We start from the raw sequence: 17,438 nt of genomic DNA on the forward strand, positions 1-17,438 counted from the left end.
TCCTAGCGTTGGTCGCATGAGTAGCGACTGGCTGGGTGGGGGCGTCGTCTGGGCGCTCGCCGCCGTTCTGTGGGTCGCCTACCTCATCCCCGCGTGGATGCGCCGGCGGTCGTTCTACGCGACCGAGCGCAACGCGGTGAGGCTCCAGCAGACCCTGCGGATCCTCGCCGAGACCGCCGAGGTGCCCGAGCACGTGCGTGCGGAGGCGACGGCCCGCGAGGTCGCGCTGCAGCAGCGCACCCTCCGGGCGACCGAGACCAAACAACGAGCCGAAGAGAAGGCACAGGCGATGGAGCTGGCACAGGCGGAGAAGGCGGCGCGCGAAGCGCTGCGGCGGGCGGCCGTGAGCACGCGGCAGAGCACGCGGACGGCTCCCGGCGCGATGCGCTGGCGTCAGGGCGCGGCGCTGACGGTGCTGATCGGCCTCGTCGTCGCCCTCGTCGGGCTGGTCATGCTGCCCTTCGGCGGTGCGGGCGTCGTACCGCTCGTCGGCGTGCTGCTGCTGGCCGCGGGTCTGGGCACCCTGATCCTGCTCGCTCCGGGCCGGCAGCGCAGCGCTGCTCCCGCCGCGGTCTTGACCAGCACCGCCGAGGTGGCCCGCCGCCGCGCCGAGGTCTTCGAGGCCGAGCTCGCCGAGGAGGCCGCCGCCCCCGAGGAGGAGGCCGCCGCTGCCGAAGAGACGCGCTGGACACCGCAGCCGTTGCCGAAGCCGCTCTACCTGTCCCGCGGCACCGTCGCGGCCAGCGCGATGGCCTCGATCGACGCCGTGGAGCGCCTCCGCGCCGCCGCCGCGGACGCCGAGATCGCCCAGCGCGCCGCCGCGTCGGCCCCCGAGGTCGCGCCGATCCGCTCGCCGCGCACGACCGGCCCGGTCCCCGTCCCCGAGGCGCCCCGCCCGTCCTCGCGCTTCGCCTCGATGGGCGTCGTCGAGGGCGTCGACGCGATCGACCTCGACCAGGCCCTGCAGCGCCGCCGCGGAGCCTGACCGGTCCTCCGCCCCTCGGCCACGTGCTAATGTGGACGAGTTGTTCGGGCCGGTGACGGCTCGGAAGGCACGGGTCCGTGGCGCAGTTGGTAGCGCGCTTCGTTCGCAATGAAGAGGTCAGGGGTTCGAATCCCCTCGGATCCACCACCACACGGAAGGCCCGCTCGAGAGAGCGGGCCTTCCGTCGTTTCGGGGGCGGGATCGCTCGAGCGGGCGGCCCTCCCCGACTCTCGGGTGAGGCCGGCCGAGGATGCGGTGATCGACATGTCCGGGGAGTCGTGCGGGGGTGCGCGGCCGGGCTGCGTCTCGCGCCAGCGGCTCCACCAAGGGCAATACTCGTATTGACTCAGGGGAGTCGTTCGCGGGAGCGACGTGAACACTCCGGAGGTTGCGGGCATGGGTGGAGACGAGCCGACGGCGCAGGTGCGCTGGTGTGACGGTGACGGATCCGAGGCGACGACGCGTTGGCCTCGCTCGTCCCCGACTCCTTCCGTGGAGGTGCGTCATCGGGGCCCAGGCGACCGAGCGGATCGGACGACCGGGCCGTGACCATCGTCGCTCTCGTCGGAGGTCTCCTCGCGGGCCTGCTGATCGGAGGAGGGCGCGCACCGCGACGGCGGCAGGGCGTGCTCGCTGCAGGTGTCCTCGTCCTGGCCGTTCTCCTCGCGATGCTCGGTGCGAACTCCGTCGCCCTCGGGAACGCGCTGCTCGCGGGCACCGCCACCACCCTCGCCGCGACGGCGTACGGCGCCTCCGTCTGGAAGCGGCGGATCCCGGATCCGGAGGTCTCATGGGCCGGCTGGGCCTGGCGCGAGCTCGTCCACCCTCGGTGGGTCCGGGAGCGGTTCGAGCGGGTCGGTGGACGGTGACGCGTCGGACAGCGAGTCCCGCCCACCCCGTGCAGAGCCGGCCCGGCGGGCCGATCGGGAGGACGCTCGTCGCGCTGAGTGCCGCGCTTGTCCTCGGTCTGACCGCGTGCACGAGTGCCGCGGGTCCGGACGGGCAGTCCGAACCGGCTCTCGGCACGCCTGCTTTCAGTGGTCCTTGGGCATCGGAGTTCGCCGCCGCCTACGACCGGGCGACGGACGACTTCACCCGGTCCGTCATCGAGGACGGCGTGGTCTCGGAGCAGGAGCGCGCGGAGATGATCGACCGCTTCATCAGGTGCGTGGCGGACCTCGGCTACGGCATCGACGAGTACGCGCTCGACGGGTCGTTCCACCTGACGTTCGCTCCGGATACCGACGCCGACGCCGCCAACGAAGATGTGAAAGGCTGCTCCCGCAGCTCGGGCGAGACCGAGATCGGCGCCCTCTCCAGCTGGACGCACCGCAACCCCGAGCGCGCCGACGAGACCACGCTGGTCGTGGAGTGCCTCGCCCGCTCCGGCGTCGTGCCGACGTCGTACTCGACGTCCGACTACGCGAATGACGTCCCGCGTGACGACTACCCCTTCGCCGAGGAGGACGCGGGTCGGGAGGCGCTGCAACGGTGCCGCGTCGATCCCCTCGGTGTGGGCTTGTGACGCTGGTGCGGAGGGTCGGGGAGCCTTCTCCGGCGAAACGATAGGTCCTCGACCACTGCTGAGAGGAGCTTCGTAGCCCTCTCGGTGGTCGTGCTCACCACAGCCGCCGTCGCGATCGGTCGCTCCGTCGCTGGGATCGTGCTGTTGCTCAGCGGGCCGCCGCGTCAGGGTCGCGCCAGTTCTCGACGGTCTGCAGGATCCAGAAGGCGGTGAAGAGGGCGAGGGCGATCGCCTCGACGATCAGCAGCCACTGCTCGCCGAGGAGCTCTGAGGCCCGGCCGGTCAGCAGGAGGACGATCGCGGCGGCGTCGACCGCGGCCAGGAGGACGGCGAGCGCGGAGTAGGCGAGCGAGTAGGCGCGGAGCGAGCCCGGTCCGCGGACGCCCTGCGAGCGCACCGCGTGCGCGTGGATGCCGGCCACGGCGGCGATGAGCAGGAAGAAGAGCGCGGCGGCGGCGTAGTGGCCGAGGTCGGCGAAGGCCGGGGTGGTCGAGAACACTGCGAGGGCGGTGAGCAGCACGGCGGCACCGCCGGCGCGCAGCCAGGCGCCGCGGTCGAGTGCGCGGTCGACGGCGAGGAAGGCGAGCGAGGCGATCAGGGCCGCCGCGGCGACGGCGAGGTAGGCGAGCATTCCGACGGCGATCGCGTCCTCCGTGCCGGGGGCGACGCAGCGCGCGACGCCCGCGGGGCAGCCGGTGCCCGTCAGCAGCTCCAGCTCGTCGGAGGGGATCGGTGCGGGCACCAGGGCGATGACGGGAGCGGTGAAGCCGGCGATCACGAGCAGCGTGCGGCGGACGCTGCGCCCGGCGAGGACCACGAGGCCGACGGCGACGGCGAACAGCGAGCCGACGAAGATCGAGCGCACGGGGGTGTAGTAGGCGGCGCTGATGGAGCGCAGCGGGCCGAGCGTGACCAGGTGCCACGTCACTCCGACGCTGAGGAACAGCACCGCGGCCACGAGTGACACTCGGACGTAGCGGTAGGTCCGCAGCGACGAGACGGTGCCGTCGGCCCGCAGTGCGTCGGGGGAGTGCACGGGGCTAGTCCGCGCGCAGGCCCGAGGAGGCGAGGGCGAAGTCGACGTCGATGCGGATCGCGACGCGGAGCGGGTTCTCGCGGGGCGTCCGGTAGCGCTGCGAGTACAGCTCGACGGCGTGTGCGACGGCCTCGGGGTCCTCCTCGATCGAGGCCGGGCCGCCGAGGCTGAGCCAGCGGATGCCGTCGACCTGGCTGACAGTCGCGGTGCCGCCGCGGCGGACGTTGAGGACCTTCTGGCTTTCGCGCGAGGTGATGACGCGGACGACGCCGTCCTCGTAGGTGAAGCCGACGGCGACGACGTGCAGGCGTCCCTGCTGCCACGGGGTCGACAGGGTGGCCAGGTGCCGCTGGGTCACGAACTCGAGGCCGTCGGCGCTGAGGATGCTCATCCCGCGAGCGTAGCCGGGCCTGCTGACCCTCCCCGCGAGATGCCACTTGTGCACGCGACACGCCGCGAAAGGCGTGCACAAGTGGCATCTCGCGAGAGCCCGCCTGGCGTCGGGATCGACCAGGAGCGCAAACTGGGTATTGCCAGGCCTTGTGATGCAAGGCATTACGGCGGGCATGGCGACCGACACCGAGAAGATCCTCGCGAACCTCCGGAAGGGGGTTCTCGAGTTCTGCGTCCTGGCGGCCATCGCCGGGGGGCCGAAGTACGGGCGCGAGCTCGCGCTCACTCTCAGCCGCGCCGGCCTGATCGCCGGCGAGGGCACGCTCTACCCGCTCCTCTCCCGCCTGCGCGACAACGGACTGGTGTCGACCGAGCTCACCGACCCGAAGGAGGGACGCCAGCGGCGCTACTACTCGCTCGCCCCGGCGGGTCGGGCACGGCTCGACGATTTCCGCTCGGAATGGGCGCCGTTCCGCAGCACCGTTGACGACCTCCTGGAGACGAACCGATGACGACGACGCACACCACCGAGACCGGTCGGCGCGCTTACGACGCGCAGCTGCGACGCGAGCTCGCCGTCCTGCCGCGACGGTCGCAGCGGGGGCTCCTGCAGGACGCCGCCGAGCACGCGGCGGGGGCGGGAGACGAGGAGGGGTTCGTCGAGTCCTTCGGCGATCCCGCCGTCATCGCCCGCACCGCGATCGAAGAGCACGACCTCGATGCCCGCCGTCCGCTCCGTCCGAGCCTGCTTCTGCAGTCGAAACTCCTGCAGCTGGTCGCCGCCGTCGTGGCAAGCCCGTTCGTCGCGATCGCGCTGATCGCGGTCCTCGTCGACGGTTCCGTGTTCGGCCTGCCGAGCGTCGCGCTGTGGGCGCTCGTCACGCTCCCGCCGCTGCTGGCCCGCTGGACGGCGTGGTGGCGGACGTCCGTCGTCTGCACGATCCTGCACGCCTGTTTCCTCGCCGTGGGCCTCGTCATCCTCGTCGGGGGGATGCCGGTGCCGATGGCGGGAGTCGTCTTCCTGATGAGCGGCCCGCTTCTCGGCGCTCACTGCCTCTCGCTCGCGCTGTCGGTCCTGGCCCTCCTCCGGGCACCGAGGGTCCTCTGCACCCGCTGACGTCGCACCCGCGCACGGCGCCTTCCGCGAGATGCCACTTGTGCACGCGACACGCCGCGAAAGGCGTGCACAAGTGGCATCTCGCGGGGGCCGTCAGGCGCGGAGGAGGAGGGCCTCGCCCTGGCCGCCGCCGCCGCAGAGGGCGGCTACGCCGAGGCCGCCTCCGCGGCGGCGGAGGGCGAGGGCGAGGTGCAGGGCGAGGCGGGCGCCGGAGGCGCCGACGGGGTGGCCGAGGGCGATGGCGCCGCCGTCGAGGTTGACGGACTCGGGCGGCACGCCGAGGTCGTCGGTGGACCGCAGGACGACCGAGGCGAAGGCCTCGTTGATCTCGATCAGGTCGAGGTCGGCGACGGTTCCGCCGCGGCGGGCGAGGGCGCGGCGGATCGCGGCGGACGGCTGGGAGTGGAGCGAGTTGTCGGGGCCGGCGACCTGGCCGTGCTCGGCGATCTCGGCGAGCCAGGGCAGGCCGCGCGACAGGGCCCAGCTCTTGCTCGCGACGACGAGGGCGGCGGCGCCGTCGGTGATCGGGGAGGAGCTGCCGGCGGTGATGGTTCCCTCGGGGCTGAAGGCTGGGCGGAGGCCCGCGAGGATCTCGGCAGTGGTCTCGGGGCGGATGCCGTCGTCCTCGGACACCAGGAGGTCCGGGCCGCGGCGCTGCGGGACCTCGACCGGCACGATCTCCTCGGCGAGGACTCCGGAGTCGCGGGCCGCCGCCGCGCGCTGGTGCGAGAGGGCGGCGTAGGCGTCCTGGCGCTCGCGGCGGATCCCGCGCTCGGCGTTGCCGTCGTCGGTCACGCGGCCCATCATCCGGTCGTCGAAGGGGTCGAGGAGGCCGTCGTGCAGGAGCGCGTCCTCGAGAGGCCGCGCGCCGACGCCGAGGCCGGAGCGGGCGCCGAGCAGGAGGTGCGGGGTGTTCGTCATCGACTCCTGACCGCCGGCGACGACGACGGAGGCCTCGCCGGTGCGGATGAGGCGGGCGGCGTCGATCACGGCGGTGAGGCCGGAGAGGCAGAGCTTGTTGATCGTAATGGCGGGGACGTCCCAGCCGAGGCCGGCGCGGATCGCGGTCTGCCGGGCGGGGCCCTGGCCGGCGCCGGCCTGGATGACCTGGCCGAGGGTTACGGCGTCGATATCCGACGGCTGCGCGCCGGAGCGGGCGAGGGCCGCGCGGACGGCGGCGGCGCCGAGTTCGACCGCGGAGAGCGGGGCGAAGGCGCCCTGGAAGCGGGCGAAGGGGGTGCGGGCGCCGCCGAGGATGACGGGGGTGGTGTCGTCGGTGGTCATGGCGGGACTCCTTCGTCGGCGGGTGGATCTCGATACGCCCGCTGCGCGGGCTACTCGATCAGCATGGTGTGCGCGGGTCGCTCGATCAGCATGAGGTGCGCGGGGTGCTCGTGGTGGGTCAGGGGACGAGGAGGATCTTGCCGCGGGTGTGGCCGTCCTCGCTGAGGCGGTGGGCGTCGGCGACGTCGTCGAGGGCGAAACGCGGGCCGAGCTCGATCGAGAAGCGGCCGTCGGCGGCGAGCTGCGCGGCGCGGGGGATGCCCTCGCGGCGCAGCGCCTTCTCCTCGTCGGTCAGCGGGACGGGGCTGCCGCCCATCCAGGCGCGGATGCCCAGCTCGGCCGCCCGCGCGCCGACGACGACGGTGCCGACGTGCTGCGGGTCGCTCACGAGGGCGAGGGACGCGGCGAGCGCCTCGTCGGTGCCCGCGGCATCGAGCACGCGGTCCACTCCGCCGGGAGCCGCCGCGCGGAGGCGCTCCTCGAGGCCGGGTCCGTACGCGACGGGCTCGGCGCCGAGCTCGCGCAGCCGGTCGTGGTTGGCCGGGCTCGCCGTTGCGATCACGCGCGCACCCCGCTCCACCGCGAACTGCACCGCGGCCTGGCCGACGGCGCCCGCTCCCGCGTGCACGAGGAAGACGGAGCCCTCGGCGACGCCGAGCGAGACGACCGCCTGATAGGCGGTGCTGATCGGGACGCCGAGCGCGGCGGCCTCTTCGAAGCCGAGGCCCGCGGGCTTGCGGTCGAGGCTCTCGGGCGCGACGACGACGGACTCGCCGTAGGTGCCGACCGCGCTGCTCACGATCACCTCGTCACCGACGCTCCAGCCGGAGACGCCCGCGCCGACGGCGGTGATCACGCCGGCGCCGTCCGAGCCGAGGCGGCGGGGGAAGGGCGGCCCGGGGCGGATGCCGGAGCGCATCTTCCACTCGATCGGGTTCACGCCGGCCGCGCGGATCGCGACGACGACGCCTCCCTCGGGGGCCTCGGGCTCGGGCGCCTCGACGACCTCGAGCACCTCGGGGCCGCCGTTCTCGGTGTACTGCACGAATCGCGTCATGTCGTTCTCCTTCATCGGGCTGTGACCAGTCGGGCTACTACCCATCGAGCTGTGACCGGGAAGAGGGCGGAGCCGGCCGGCTCAGCCCAGCAGCGTCTCGCGCACCTCGCGGCGTAGCACCTTGCCGATCAGCGAGGTCGGCAGCGCGTCGGCCGTCACCACCCGCTTCGGCACCTTGTAGGCCGTCAGGTGCAGGCGGCAGAAGTCGCGCAGCGCCTCGGCCTCGACGACCGTCCCGGCGCGCAGCACGACCGCCGCGGCGACACTCTCGCCGCCCTCGGCACGGGGAAGTCCGACGACCGCGGCGCGCACGACGTCCGGGTGCGACTCGAGCACGCCCTCCACCTCGGACGGCGAGACGTTGAAGCCACCCGTGATGATCAGCTCCTTCGCCCGGTCGACGATCGTGACGAAGCCGTCTGCCGAGACCGTGGCGATGTCGCCGGTGCGGAGCCAGCCGTCGGGGAGCAGCGTCGCCGCGGTGTCCTCGGGGCGCTTCCAGTAGCCCTGGAACACCTGCGGTCCCTGCAGCAGCAGCTCGCCGGACTCGCCGGGTCCGCGGTCGACGGAGGGGTCCGCCGGGTCGACAAGGCGGATCCGGGTGCTCGGGAACGGCACGCCGACGGTGCCCGGCCGGCGGCTGGGGCCGACCGGGTTGCCGAGCGCGACGGGCGAGCTCTCGGTCATCCCGTAGCCCTCGACGAGGAGTCCGCGGCTGGCGCGCTCCCAGCGGTCGACGGTCGCGACGGGCAGGCTCATCGCTCCCGAGATCGCGAAGCGGATGCCGCGGAGGCCGAGCTCACCGCGCTCGGAGGCGCGGGCCAGCGCGTCGTAGACCGGCGGGACGGCGGGCAGGAAGGTGGGCGGCGACTTCTTCGCGGCGGCCTTGACCAGTCCGACGTCGAAGGTGGGGAAGAGCACGACCTTGGCACCGATGCTGATCGCGAAGGTGAGGCAGAGCGTGAGCCCGTAGGCGTGGAAGAGGGGGAGGACCGCGTAGAAGGTCTCGTCGCCCTCGCGCAGCCCGGGCACCCAGGCCTGGCCCTGCAGCGCGTTCGCGCGGAGGTTGGCGTGCGAGAGGATCGCGCCCTTCGGCGTGCCGGTGGTACCGCTCGTGTACTGGAGCAGCGCGGTGTCGGCGAGCGCCGGGCGCGGGTGCGAGCGGGCGATCTTCCGGCCGCCCAGGAGTCGGTCGAAGGGGATCAGCGAGCGGGTGCGCGGGCTCGTGGTCAGCTTGGCGCGCGCCTCCCGGGCCTTCTCCAGCGGGAGCCTCAGGGCGAGGCGCTTGCCGAGCGGGAAGGACGCGGTGAGGTCGACCGAGACGACGCGCTCGACGCCGAGGTCGGCGGGCAGCGCGGCGATGACGTCGGCGGTCTTGTTCCAGACCACCGCGACGCGGGCACCGTGGTCCTCGAACTGCCGGCGCAGCTCGCGCGGGGTGTAGAGCGGGTTGTGCTCGACGACGATCGCGCCGAGCCGCAGCACCGCGTAGAACGCGATCACGTGCTCGGGGCAGTTCGGCAGCACCAGGGCGACGCGGTCGCCGGCGCGCACGCCCAGGCGGCGCAGCCCCTCCGCGGCGCGGGCGACCTTCTCGCCGAGCTCGGCGTAGCTCGTCTCGGCGCCGAAGAACTCGAGCGCGATGCCGCGCTTGTAGCGGGCCACCGAGTCCTCGAGCAGATCGACGAGGGTCTGCGTGGGCGGGTCGATCTCGGCCGGGACGCCCTCCGCGTAGGAGGTCAGCCACGGCTTCATCGCCAGGTTCGAGGTTCCGGAGGTCACGGAGCGAGTATCCGGCACCCGCCTCCGGGGATCCTCCGAGCACTCGGCAGGGGGTGACGCGACACGGGCGCGGCGAGCAGACTGGCGGGATGACTGCAGCCATCGACCTCCTCCGCGACGCCTTCGACCGGGTGCACGGGACCGTGCACGCTGTCCTCGACGACAGCACCCCCGAGCGGCTCGGCTTCCGGGCCGACGCGCAGGCCAACTCCGCCGCCTGGCTCGTCTGGCACCTGACCCGGGTGCAGGACGATCACCTCGCCCCGCTCGCCGGCCGCGAGCAGCTCTGGATCTCCGGCGGCTTCCACGAGCGCTCCGGACTGCCGTTCCCGGCCGAGACGAACGGCTACGGGATGGAGCCTTCCGAGGTCGCGGCGCTCGCCGCGGTGCCGGCCGAGCTGCTCGCGGAGTACTACGACGCCGTGCACGAGCAGACGCTCGCCTACCTCGACACGCTGGAGGACGCCGACCTCGCCCGCGTGGTCGACGAGGACTGGGACCCGCCGGTGACCCTCGCGGTGCGGCTCGTCTCGGTGATCGACGACGACACGCAGCACGCGGGGCAGGCCGCGTTCTCGGCCGGCCTCGCGGAGCGCGCCGGGCTCTGAGCGACGCCGGCCGCCCCTACGGTGGGACGGTGCGGTGGGGGATCAGGGCGCGAGGGGTCGGGGCGGAGTCCATCCCGGCGAGCGCCGTCCTCCTCGTCGCAACCCTCCTGACCCTCCTCGGCTCCTGGATCCCCTCCTACTGGAACGACGAGGCCGCGACCCTCCGCCTCGCGCGGCTCCCGCTGCCCGAGCTGCTCGCCTTCGCGCAGCAGAAGGACGCCGTGCACGTCGTCTACGCGCTGCTGATGCACGGCTGGATCGCGATCGCGGGGGAGTCGGAGCTGGCCGTCCGCGCGCCGTCCGCCCTCGCGGCGGGGGCGGGAGCGGCGGGCGTGCTAGTGCTGCTGCGCTCGCTGGGCCGGCCGCGGGCCGCGCTGCTCGCCGCCATCGTGTTCGTGCTGCTGCCCCGGACGTCGTTCAACGGGACGGAGGCGCGCTCCTCCGCGCTCGCCACGGCGCTCGTCGTGTGGGCGGCGGTGCTGGCGGTCCGCGCGGCGCGGGACGGCGGGGTGCTGCGCTGGGCCGGCTTCGTCGCTGTGGCGGGGCTCGCGAACGCCGTCTTCCTCTACTGCGTGCTCGTGCTGCCGGCCTTCGTGCTGCTCGCGGCGGTCGTCGGGCCCCGGCGCGGCCGCGCCTTCGGTGCCGGCGTGCTCGGCGCGGTGCTGTCGGTCGGCGTCGCGAGCCCGGTGATCGTCACGGCGGCGGGCCAGAGCGGGCAGATCGGCTGGCTCCGCTCGCAGCCGGTCAACGCCTACACGGTGGTCGTCGAGTCGTTCTTCGGCTCGGCGTGGTGGCTGGCGGCGCTCGCCGTGGGGCTGCTGGTCGTCGCGGCGGTCCGGACGCGGGCGGTGCGGTCGCGCGCAACCGTGGCGGGGGCGGTCCACCCGCCGCTCGTCCTCGTGCTGGCCGTCTGGCTGCTCCTGCCGGCCGCGGTCCTGCTCCTCGGCACCGCGCTGATCGAGCCGATGTTCACCCCGCGCTATCTCAGCCTCAGCTCGCCCGCGCTGGCGACGGTGCTGGGGCTGGCCCTCGCCTCCTGGCGCCCGGTGACGGCGGGCGTCCTCGTCGGTGCCCTCGCCGTCGCGGCGCTGCCCGCCCTCGTCCTGATGCGGACGGAGACCGGGAAGCCGGCCGGACAGGACCTCCGCGCCCTCGCGCAGACGATCCAGGCCGGCGCGCGCCCGGGTGACGCGTTCCTCCTCGGCGACAGCGGGACCGTGTCGCTGCGGCCGCGGATCGCCCTCGCCGCCTACCCCTCGGCCTTCGCCGGGCTCGACGACGTCGCCCTCGAGCGCTCCTACGCCACGACGGGCACATACTCCGACGTCCTGGTCGGGGACGACGCGCTGCGCACCGCCCTCGCGGGCGAGCAGCGCGTCTGGACCGCCGCTCCCGCCTCCGACCCGGCGGCCTTCGACTGGCTCGCGGCGGAGGGCTTCGAGGCCGGCCTCGGCTCGACCGTGCCGACCGCGACGATCACGCTCTGGGAGCGGCGCTGACGCGTCCGCTCCGCCCCGAGCCGTTACCCTGGACCCCGGCACCGTCGCTGCGCGGCGGGGCTCGCGGTGCGAAGACCGCGCCACCGGAAGGACCTGCTCACGTGACGCTGCCCACCACCTCCACCCCCTCGGGCGAGACCGGCCTGAAGCGGAAGGGGCGCGACGTCGCCCCCGAGATCGCCCGCTCCTGGCTGCTGGTCAACGCGACCCGCACCGACACCTTCGACGCCGCGCACGCCTCGCGTGCCGACCAGGTCGTCCTCGACATCGAGGACGCGGTCGACCCGAAGGCCAAGCCCGAGGCCCGCGCCGACGTCGCCGCCTGGCTCAGTGGCGAGAAGCGCGCCTGGGTGCGCATCAACGACCACTCCACCCCGTTCTGGTCGGACGACGTCGACGCGCTGAAGGGCCTGCCCGGCCTGGCCGGCGTCATGCTCGCGAAGACCGAGGCCGGCGAGCACGTCACCGAGACCTTCGACCGCCTCGGCGGCGCGACCCCCGTGCTCGCGCTGGTCGAGTCGGCCCTCGGCATCGAGGAGGCGGTCTCGATCGCCCGCGCCCGCGGCACCTTCCGCCTCGCCTTCGGCAGCGGCGACTACCGCCGCGACACCGGCACCAGCGCCGACGACCTGGCGATGGCCTACCCGCGCTCGCGCCTCGTCGTCGCCTCGCGCATCGGCGACCTGCCCGGCCCGATCGACGGCCCGACCGTCTCCAACAGCCACCCGGTGCTGCGCGAGCAGTCCGCGCTCACCGTCTCGCTCGGCCTCACCGGCAAGCTCTGCCTCGACACCGAGCAGCTCGCGGTCATCAACGAGGTCATCAGCCCGACCCCGTCCGACGTGGCCTGGGCGCGCGACTTCCTCGACGACTTCGAGGCCCGCGGCCGCGTCATCCGCGACGGCAGCGACCTGCCGCGACTGGGCCGCGCGAAGAAGATCGACAAGCTCGCGACCGCGTTCGGGGTCAACCCGCTCTGACGCTCGAGCCGCTGACACGTCGGCGGCTCCGACCGCTCCGGCCCGCGACGGGGCACACTGGGGATCGACGAGGAGGCCGGCATGGGTGCAGTCAGCACGTTCCTGTGGTTCGACGACCAGGCGAGGGAGGCGGCCGAGTTCTACACCGAGCTCGTGCCGAACTCGCGGATCCTGAGCACCGAGGTGCTGCCCGAGGGCTCGCCCTCGCCGGGCACCGTCACCGTCGTGACCTTCGAGCTCGACGGGCAGCTCTTCCAGGCCATGAACGGCGGCCCCGGCTTCCCGTTCTCCGAAGCGGTCTCGATCTCGGTCTCGGTCGAGTCGCAGGCCGAGGTCGACCGGCTCTGGGACGCGCTGATCGCCGACGGCGGCGAGGAGAGCCAGTGCGGCTGGCTCCGCGACCGCTGGGGGCTCTCCTGGCAGATCGTGCCGACCGCGCTCGCGACCCTGCTCGGCGGCTCCGACGCGGAGGGCGCGGCGCGGGCGCTGCAGGCGATGCTCGGGATGACGAAGCTCGACGTCGCGGCCCTCGAAGCGGCCTATGCCGGCGCCTGAGCGGGGGCGCCCGCGGCGCTCGTCCACCTCGCTGCGCGCGGCGTACCTGCGCGACTACCGCTACGCCTACGGATCGCGGTTCACGCACCTGCGCGAGGGCTGGGACGTGTCGCGCTACGCCTCGGGCGACGGCGCGCCCGTCCTGCTGATCCCCGGGATCTACGAGACCTGGCAGTTCCTGCGGCCGATCGCCGACCGGCTGCACGCGGCCGGGCACCCGATCCACGTGCTGCCCGCGCTCGGCTACAACACCCGGCCGATCGTCGCGTCGGCAGCGCTCGGGCAGGAGTACCTGCGCGAGCACGACCTGCGCGGGGTCGTCGTCGTCGCGCACAGCAAGGGCGGCCTGATCGGCAAGCACATGATGGTCGTCGACGACCGCGACGAGGGCCGGATCGACCGGATGATCGCCGTCTCGACGCCGTTCAACGGCTCACCGCTCGCTCGCATCGCGCCGGCCCGGGCGCTGCGCGAGTTCGGCCCGCACCGGCCCGTGATCCGGACGCTGCTGGCCGAGCGCGACGCGGACCGCCGGATCGTCTCGATCTACGGGATGCGCGACCAGTACATCCCCGGCGGGAGCCGCCTCACCGGCGCGCGCGAGAACATCGCGGTGTCGGTGGTGGGGCACTTCGTGCTGCTGTCGCACCCGCGGGTGCTGGCGCTCATCGCGGCGCGGGTGGAGCCGGAGGGCGACGCGCCGGGGACGGACGACGTCGCTCCGGAGACGACCGTCGTCGCTCCGGAGTGACGGCCTGCCGGGTCAGGACCAGGGCGTGAGCAGCACCAGCGGGATCTGCCGGTCGGTCTTGGTCTGGTACTCGGCGTAGTCGGGCCAGGCCGCGACCGCGCGCTCCCACCAGGCGGCGCGCTCGTCGCCCTCGAGGACGCTCGCGGTGTAGTCCTTCTTCACCGGGCCGTCCTGCAGCTCGACGTGCGGCTCCTTGACCATGTTCAGGTACCAGACCGGGTGCTCGGGTGCACCGCCCTTCGAGGCGACGACGACGTAGGAGCCGTCGTGCTCGACGCGCATCAGCGCGGTCTTGCGCAGCTTGCCGCTGCGGGCGCCGACCGTGGTCAGGACGATGATCGGCTTGCCGCGGAGGAGGTTGCCCTCCGCGCCGCCGGTGGCCTCGTAGAGCTCCGCCTGCTCGCGGGCCCAGGCGGACGTGCTCGGTTCGTATTCTCCGGTGAGGGGCATGAGTCGATCGTATTGCGCGCAGAACATCAGCTGAGAAGGTCCTTCATCGGCGATGAGCGACGAACTCGGCTCGCAGCTGATGTTCTGCACCGCAGCCGCACCGTCCGGGCTCCGGGCGTGCACGAGGATGGAGCGGTGCAGCCAGCAGACCAGCTCGACCGAGCCCGCATCGCGCTCCTCGGCGACGACCTCTCCCGTGCCCGCTACCGCGTCGACGCCGTCCGCGAGCTGTGGGGCGAGGCCGCGGGCGAGGCGCTGCACCGCGGCGACCGGGTCCCGGCCCGGCGGGCGCTGGAGCGCAGCGGCGATCGCGGGCCGCTGGCCGTGCTGGCCCGGCTGTTCCTCCTCGCCGATCCGGTGCCGACGGAGCAGGCGGAGGCGGCGTTCCCGTCGCTCGGCCTCGACGGCGCCCTGGAGCTGGAGCTCGTGCGCTCCGAGGCCGGAGCGGTGGTCACCGCCGCGCTCGACCTGCGGCCCTACGACCTCGTCGACCTGCACGGCGCCGCCTCCTGGTGGATCGCCTCCGATCTCGGCGAGCTCGCGCTCGGCCGGCCGCTCGACGAGGACCACGTGCTCGGCGTCGGCGGAGCGAGCCTCACCCTGGCCGGGCTGATGATCCAGCGGCCGGTCGGCAGCCTGCTCGACCTCGGCACCGGCTGCGGGATCCAGGCGCTGCACGCCTCCCGGCACGCGGACCGCGTCGTCGCGACCGACATCTCGCACCGAGCGCTGGCGATCGCGGCCTTCAATGCGGCGCTGAACGGGATCGACTCGATCGAGTTCCGGCACGGCAGCCTCTACGAGCCGGTCGCGGGGGAGCGGTTCGACCAGATCGTCACCAACCCGCCGTTCGTGATCACGCCGCGGACCGCGGGCGTCCCCGCCTACGAGTACCGCGACGGCGGCCTCGAGGGCGACGAGATCGTCCGCCGCGTGATCGTCGGCGCGGCCGAGCACTTGGTGCCGGGCGGTGTCGCGCAGCTGCTCGGCAACTGGGAGTACCGGGCCGAGGCGGACGCCTTCGACCGGGTCCGCGCCTGGCTGGCCGACGACCGCAGCCCGCTCGAGCAGGCGCTCGAACCCGGGCACGCCGGACTCGCCGCCTGGATGGACGGCACCGCCTCGCCGCTCGACGTCTGGATCGTGGAGCGCGAGCAGCAGGATCCGGCGATCTACGCCGAGACCTGGATCCGCGACGGCGGAACCACGCGCGGCGCGGAGTCGGACGCCCTCGTCGACGCCTGGCTCGAGGACTTCGAGCGGCGCGGCGTGACCGGCGTCGGCTTCGGCTACGTGACCCTGCGGCTCCCCGCGACGCCCCGGCCGCCGATCCGCCGCCTCGAGCGGCTCGATGCGGCGTTCGCGACCGCGGGGCTGGGCGGGCACCTCGCGCACTGCCTCGACGCGCTCGACGCGCTGTCCGCGGTCGACGACGCCGACCTCTCGCGGCTGGCGCTCGTCGTCGCCGGCGACGTGACCGAGGAGCGGCACTACTGGCCGGGCAACGACGACCCGACCGTGCTGCGGCTGCGCCAGGGCGGCGGCTTCGCCCGGGTGGAGGAGGCCGACACGGCCCTCGCCGCGGTCGTCGGGGCGTGCGACGGCGAGCTGTCGGTGGCCGCGATCACGGCCGCGGTGGCCTCGCTCCTGCACGTGGAGGAGGCCGCCGTGCTGGACTCCGTGCTGCCGCGGGTGCGCGAGCTCGTCGCGACGGGGATGCTGCGGCTGCCCTGAGCGCGAGGTGCGCCCCCTCGGGTCAGAACAGGGTCGCGGGGGCGTCCTCGGTGTCGACGGCGGGGGTCACGGCGGGGGAGGCTCCCGGCCAGCCCGGACCGGCGTCGACGGCCGTGCGGCGCTGGTAGGCCGTCGCGGCCGCGCGGGCGCGCACGTCCGCGGCCTCGTTCATCCGGTGGTTGGCGTGCCCCTTCACCCACTCGAAGGTGACGGCGCGGCCCTGCAGCTCCTCGTCGAGCGCCTTGATGATCTCGACGTTCATCACCGGCTTGCCGTCGGCCTTCCGCCAGCCCTTCCGCTTCCAGCCCGGCAGCCACTCGGTGCAGGCCTTGATGGCGTACTGGCTGTCGCAGAGGATGTGCACGGGCTCGCTCTCCTGCGCGGTGGCGCGGAGCAGCTCGAGGACCGCGGTGAGCTCGCCGATGTTGTTGGTGCCGTGCGACCAGCCGCCGGCCGCCCAGCGCTCGTCGTCGACGTACCAGGCCCAGCCCGCGGGGCCGGGGTTGCCCAGCGCTGATCCGTCTGCGGCGGCGATGATGCTCACGTGCGGTCCTCCTCGAAGTCGGCGCGCCCTCGCGAGCGCCCTTCGAGGGTAGTCGCCCGCGCCGACGTCGGTCGCCGGGCGCAACCCGGTACCCGGTGTCGGGGGCCGCTGGCAGGGTGGAGGGATGACCAGCATCCCCACCCTCACTCTCAACGACGGCACGAGCATCCCGCAGCTCGGGTTCGGCGTCTTCCAGGTCGACCCCGCCGAGACGGAGCGCATCGTCTCCGAGGCGCTCGAGGCCGGCTACCGGCACATCGACACCGCCGCGATCTACGGCAACGAGGAGGGCGTCGGGCGGGCGCTCGCCTCCTCCGGGATCGCGCGCGACGAGCTGTACGTGACCACGAAGCTGTGGAACGACGACCAGGGCCGCGACACGGCGGCCGGGGCGCTCGACGCCAGCCTCGAGAAGCTCGGCCTCGACGCCGTCGACCTCTACCTCATCCACTGGCCGAAGCCGAAGCAGGACCGCTACGTCGAGAGCTGGGAGGCGATGCAGGAGCTGCAGGCCGCCGGACGCACCCGCTCGATCGGCGTCTCGAACTTCCTCGTGCCGCACCTGGAGCGACTGCTCGCCGCGACCGAGGTCGTCCCCGCCGTCAACCAGATCGAGCTGCACCCGTACCACCAGCAGCCCACGGTCACCGCGTTCGGTGCGCAGCACGGCGTCGCGACGGAGGCCTGGGGCCCGCTCGGGCAGAACAAGTACCCGCTGCTCGAGCTGCCGGTGATCACCGGCGCGGCTGAGGCGCACGGAGTGACGCCGGCGCAGGTCGTGCTGCGCTGGCACCTCGACCGCGGCCACATCGTCTTCCCGAAGTCGTCGACGAAGGCCCGCATCGTGGAGAACATCGACGTCTTCGGCTTCGAGCTCACGTCCGACGAGCGCGACGCGATCACCGCGCTCGAGCGCGCCGGCCGCGTCGGCGGCGACCCGAACGAGGTCTGACGCTAGGGTCTCGATACGCCGCTGGCGCGGCTGCTCGACCAGCATGATTCGACTCACGAGGCGGCCGTTCCATGCTGATCGAGTAGCCCCGGAGGGGCGTATCGAGATCCACATGTTCGGAGTGCGGTGGGTCTCGATACGCCGCTGGCGCGGCTGCTCGACCAGCATGCTCTGCGCCTGCGTTGC

The 17,438-nt window shown here is 73.6% G+C and carries 19 protein-coding genes and 1 tRNA gene; 13 read left to right on the forward strand and 7 right to left on the reverse strand.

All coding sequences use genetic code 11. The features are described 5' to 3' along the window. The first annotated feature begins 16 nt into the window (after positions 1 to 16). From EDF45_RS04955 to EDF45_RS04970, 4 genes are all read left to right on the forward strand, one after another. Positions 17 to 985 carry a hypothetical protein gene (locus EDF45_RS04955; RefSeq protein WP_123735161.1) on the forward strand — a complete coding sequence of 323 codons (969 nt, stop codon included), beginning with the start codon at positions 17 to 19 and terminating at the stop codon, positions 983 to 985. Between the two features lie 71 nt (positions 986 to 1,056). After that, positions 1,057 to 1,132: transfer RNA gene (locus tag EDF45_RS04960), tRNA-Ala, on the forward strand. Positions 1,133 to 1,530: 398 nt separating this feature from the next. Continuing rightward, positions 1,531 to 1,854 (forward strand): hypothetical protein, encoded by a 324-nt coding sequence (locus tag EDF45_RS04965; protein WP_123735162.1) that lies wholly within the window; start codon positions 1,531 to 1,533, stop codon positions 1,852 to 1,854. Further along, positions 1,851 to 2,510: a hypothetical protein gene (locus tag EDF45_RS04970; RefSeq protein ID WP_148060220.1), complete on the forward strand. Its 660-nt coding sequence runs from the start codon at positions 1,851 to 1,853 to the stop codon at positions 2,508 to 2,510. The genes EDF45_RS04965 and EDF45_RS04970 overlap by 4 nt, the downstream gene beginning before the upstream one ends. Before the next feature lie 148 nt (positions 2,511 to 2,658). Here EDF45_RS04970 and EDF45_RS04975 read toward each other — a convergent pair whose 3' ends face one another. Further along, complete coding sequence (locus EDF45_RS04975; RefSeq protein ID WP_123735164.1) at positions 2,659 to 3,546, reverse strand: hypothetical protein; 888 nt, start codon at positions 3,544 to 3,546, stop codon at positions 2,659 to 2,661. A 4-nt stretch (positions 3,547 to 3,550) separates the two neighbouring features. Beyond that, entirely contained in the window at positions 3,551 to 3,937 is a 387-nt protein-coding gene (locus EDF45_RS04980) for a pyridoxamine 5'-phosphate oxidase family protein (protein WP_123702493.1), read from the reverse strand. A gap of 175 nt (positions 3,938 to 4,112) precedes the next feature. Between EDF45_RS04980 and EDF45_RS04985 the strand changes: the two genes are divergently transcribed. Next, positions 4,113 to 4,451, forward strand: coding sequence for a PadR family transcriptional regulator (locus tag EDF45_RS04985; RefSeq protein ID WP_123735165.1), 339 nt, complete (start codon positions 4,113 to 4,115; stop codon positions 4,449 to 4,451). Continuing rightward, positions 4,448 to 5,056, forward strand: coding sequence for a hypothetical protein (locus tag EDF45_RS04990; protein ID WP_123735166.1), 609 nt, complete (start codon positions 4,448 to 4,450; stop codon positions 5,054 to 5,056). Before EDF45_RS04985 ends, EDF45_RS04990 begins: the two co-directional genes overlap by 4 nt. 93 nt (positions 5,057 to 5,149) lie before the next feature. On the opposite strand, the gene EDF45_RS04995 is transcribed toward EDF45_RS04990, so the two are convergent. From EDF45_RS04995 to EDF45_RS05005, 3 genes are all read right to left on the reverse strand, one after another. Beyond that, on the reverse strand, positions 5,150 to 6,340 hold the full coding sequence (locus tag EDF45_RS04995; protein ID WP_123735167.1) for an acetyl-CoA C-acyltransferase: 1,191 nt from the start codon (positions 6,338 to 6,340) through the stop codon (positions 5,150 to 5,152). 118 nt (positions 6,341 to 6,458) lie between these two features. Next, positions 6,459 to 7,397, reverse strand: a complete 939-nt coding sequence (locus EDF45_RS05000) for an NADP-dependent oxidoreductase (protein ID WP_123735590.1) — start codon at positions 7,395 to 7,397, stop codon at positions 6,459 to 6,461. Positions 7,398 to 7,478: 81 nt separating this feature from the next. Continuing rightward, complete coding sequence (locus tag EDF45_RS05005) at positions 7,479 to 9,152, reverse strand: long-chain-fatty-acid--CoA ligase (protein ID WP_123735591.1); 1,674 nt, start codon at positions 9,150 to 9,152, stop codon at positions 7,479 to 7,481. A gap of 116 nt (positions 9,153 to 9,268) precedes the next feature. Between EDF45_RS05005 and EDF45_RS05010 the strand changes: the two genes are divergently transcribed. The 5 genes from EDF45_RS05010 to EDF45_RS05030 all read left to right on the forward strand — a co-directional run bounded on the left by EDF45_RS05010 (position 9,269) and on the right by EDF45_RS05030 (position 13,572). Then, on the forward strand, positions 9,269 to 9,787 hold the full coding sequence (locus tag EDF45_RS05010; RefSeq protein ID WP_123735168.1) for a mycothiol transferase: 519 nt from the start codon (positions 9,269 to 9,271) through the stop codon (positions 9,785 to 9,787). 29 nt (positions 9,788 to 9,816) lie between these two features. Then, a complete protein-coding gene (locus EDF45_RS05015; protein ID WP_123735169.1) occupies positions 9,817 to 11,286 on the forward strand; it encodes a glycosyltransferase family 39 protein in 1,470 nt (489 codons plus the stop codon). A gap of 143 nt (positions 11,287 to 11,429) precedes the next feature. Next, a complete protein-coding gene (locus EDF45_RS05020; protein WP_123445387.1) occupies positions 11,430 to 12,266 on the forward strand; it encodes a CoA ester lyase in 837 nt (278 codons plus the stop codon). Positions 12,267 to 12,347: 81 nt separating this feature from the next. Next, positions 12,348 to 12,821, forward strand: a complete 474-nt coding sequence (locus EDF45_RS05025; protein ID WP_123735170.1) for a VOC family protein — start codon at positions 12,348 to 12,350, stop codon at positions 12,819 to 12,821. After that, positions 12,808 to 13,572, forward strand: a complete 765-nt coding sequence (locus EDF45_RS05030; protein WP_123735171.1) for a triacylglycerol lipase — start codon at positions 12,808 to 12,810, stop codon at positions 13,570 to 13,572. Before EDF45_RS05025 ends, EDF45_RS05030 begins: the two co-directional genes overlap by 14 nt. A gap of 12 nt (positions 13,573 to 13,584) precedes the next feature. Here the strand turns inward: EDF45_RS05030 and EDF45_RS05035 are convergent, their stop codons facing one another. Further along, positions 13,585 to 14,022: a nitroreductase family deazaflavin-dependent oxidoreductase gene (locus tag EDF45_RS05035; protein ID WP_123445252.1), complete on the reverse strand. Its 438-nt coding sequence runs from the start codon at positions 14,020 to 14,022 to the stop codon at positions 13,585 to 13,587. A 135-nt stretch (positions 14,023 to 14,157) separates the two neighbouring features. Here EDF45_RS05035 and EDF45_RS05040 point away from each other — a divergent pair, with 135 nt between their 5' ends. After that, positions 14,158 to 15,756 (forward strand): methyltransferase, encoded by a 1,599-nt coding sequence (locus tag EDF45_RS05040; RefSeq protein ID WP_123735172.1) that lies wholly within the window; start codon positions 14,158 to 14,160, stop codon positions 15,754 to 15,756. 22 nt (positions 15,757 to 15,778) lie between these two features. Here EDF45_RS05040 and EDF45_RS05045 read toward each other — a convergent pair whose 3' ends face one another. Next, complete coding sequence (locus EDF45_RS05045; protein WP_123735173.1) at positions 15,779 to 16,300, reverse strand: ribonuclease H; 522 nt, start codon at positions 16,298 to 16,300, stop codon at positions 15,779 to 15,781. Between the two features lie 124 nt (positions 16,301 to 16,424). On the opposite strand from EDF45_RS05045, the gene EDF45_RS05050 reads away from it, so the two are divergent. Continuing rightward, entirely contained in the window at positions 16,425 to 17,252 is an 828-nt protein-coding gene (locus EDF45_RS05050; RefSeq protein WP_123735174.1) for an aldo/keto reductase, read from the forward strand. Positions 17,253 to 17,438 lie beyond the last annotated feature (186 nt).

Origin of the sequence: Rathayibacter sp. PhB186 (genome assembly GCF_003751825.1) — a bacterium.
Lineage (GTDB): Bacteria > Actinomycetota > Actinomycetes > Actinomycetales > Microbacteriaceae > Rathayibacter > Rathayibacter festucae.

What these genes read in the sequence shown, in the direction of transcription:
- EDF45_RS04955 (WP_123735161.1), top strand. Translation starts at nt 17, where the DNA reads ATGAGTAGCGACTGGCTGGGTGGGGGCGTCGTCTGGGCGCTCGCCGCC.
- EDF45_RS04980 (WP_123702493.1), bottom strand. Translation starts at nt 3,937, where the DNA reads ATGAGCATCCTCAGCGCCGACGGCCTCGAGTTCGTGACCCAGCGGCAC.
- EDF45_RS04985 (WP_123735165.1), top strand. Translation starts at nt 4,113, where the DNA reads ATGGCGACCGACACCGAGAAGATCCTCGCGAACCTCCGGAAGGGGGTT.
- EDF45_RS04990 (WP_123735166.1), top strand. Translation starts at nt 4,448, where the DNA reads ATGACGACGACGCACACCACCGAGACCGGTCGGCGCGCTTACGACGCG.
- EDF45_RS04995 (WP_123735167.1), bottom strand. Translation starts at nt 6,340, where the DNA reads ATGACCACCGACGACACCACCCCCGTCATCCTCGGCGGCGCCCGCACC.
- EDF45_RS05000 (WP_123735590.1), bottom strand. Translation starts at nt 7,397, where the DNA reads ATGACGCGATTCGTGCAGTACACCGAGAACGGCGGCCCCGAGGTGCTC.
- EDF45_RS05005 (WP_123735591.1), bottom strand. Translation starts at nt 9,152, where the DNA reads ATGAAGCCGTGGCTGACCTCCTACGCGGAGGGCGTCCCGGCCGAGATC.
- EDF45_RS05010 (WP_123735168.1), top strand. Translation starts at nt 9,269, where the DNA reads ATGACTGCAGCCATCGACCTCCTCCGCGACGCCTTCGACCGGGTGCAC.
- EDF45_RS05025 (WP_123735170.1), top strand. Translation starts at nt 12,348, where the DNA reads ATGGGTGCAGTCAGCACGTTCCTGTGGTTCGACGACCAGGCGAGGGAG.
- EDF45_RS05030 (WP_123735171.1), top strand. Translation starts at nt 12,808, where the DNA reads ATGCCGGCGCCTGAGCGGGGGCGCCCGCGGCGCTCGTCCACCTCGCTG.
- EDF45_RS05035 (WP_123445252.1), bottom strand. Translation starts at nt 14,022, where the DNA reads ATGCCCCTCACCGGAGAATACGAACCGAGCACGTCCGCCTGGGCCCGC.
- EDF45_RS05050 (WP_123735174.1), top strand. Translation starts at nt 16,425, where the DNA reads ATGACCAGCATCCCCACCCTCACTCTCAACGACGGCACGAGCATCCCG.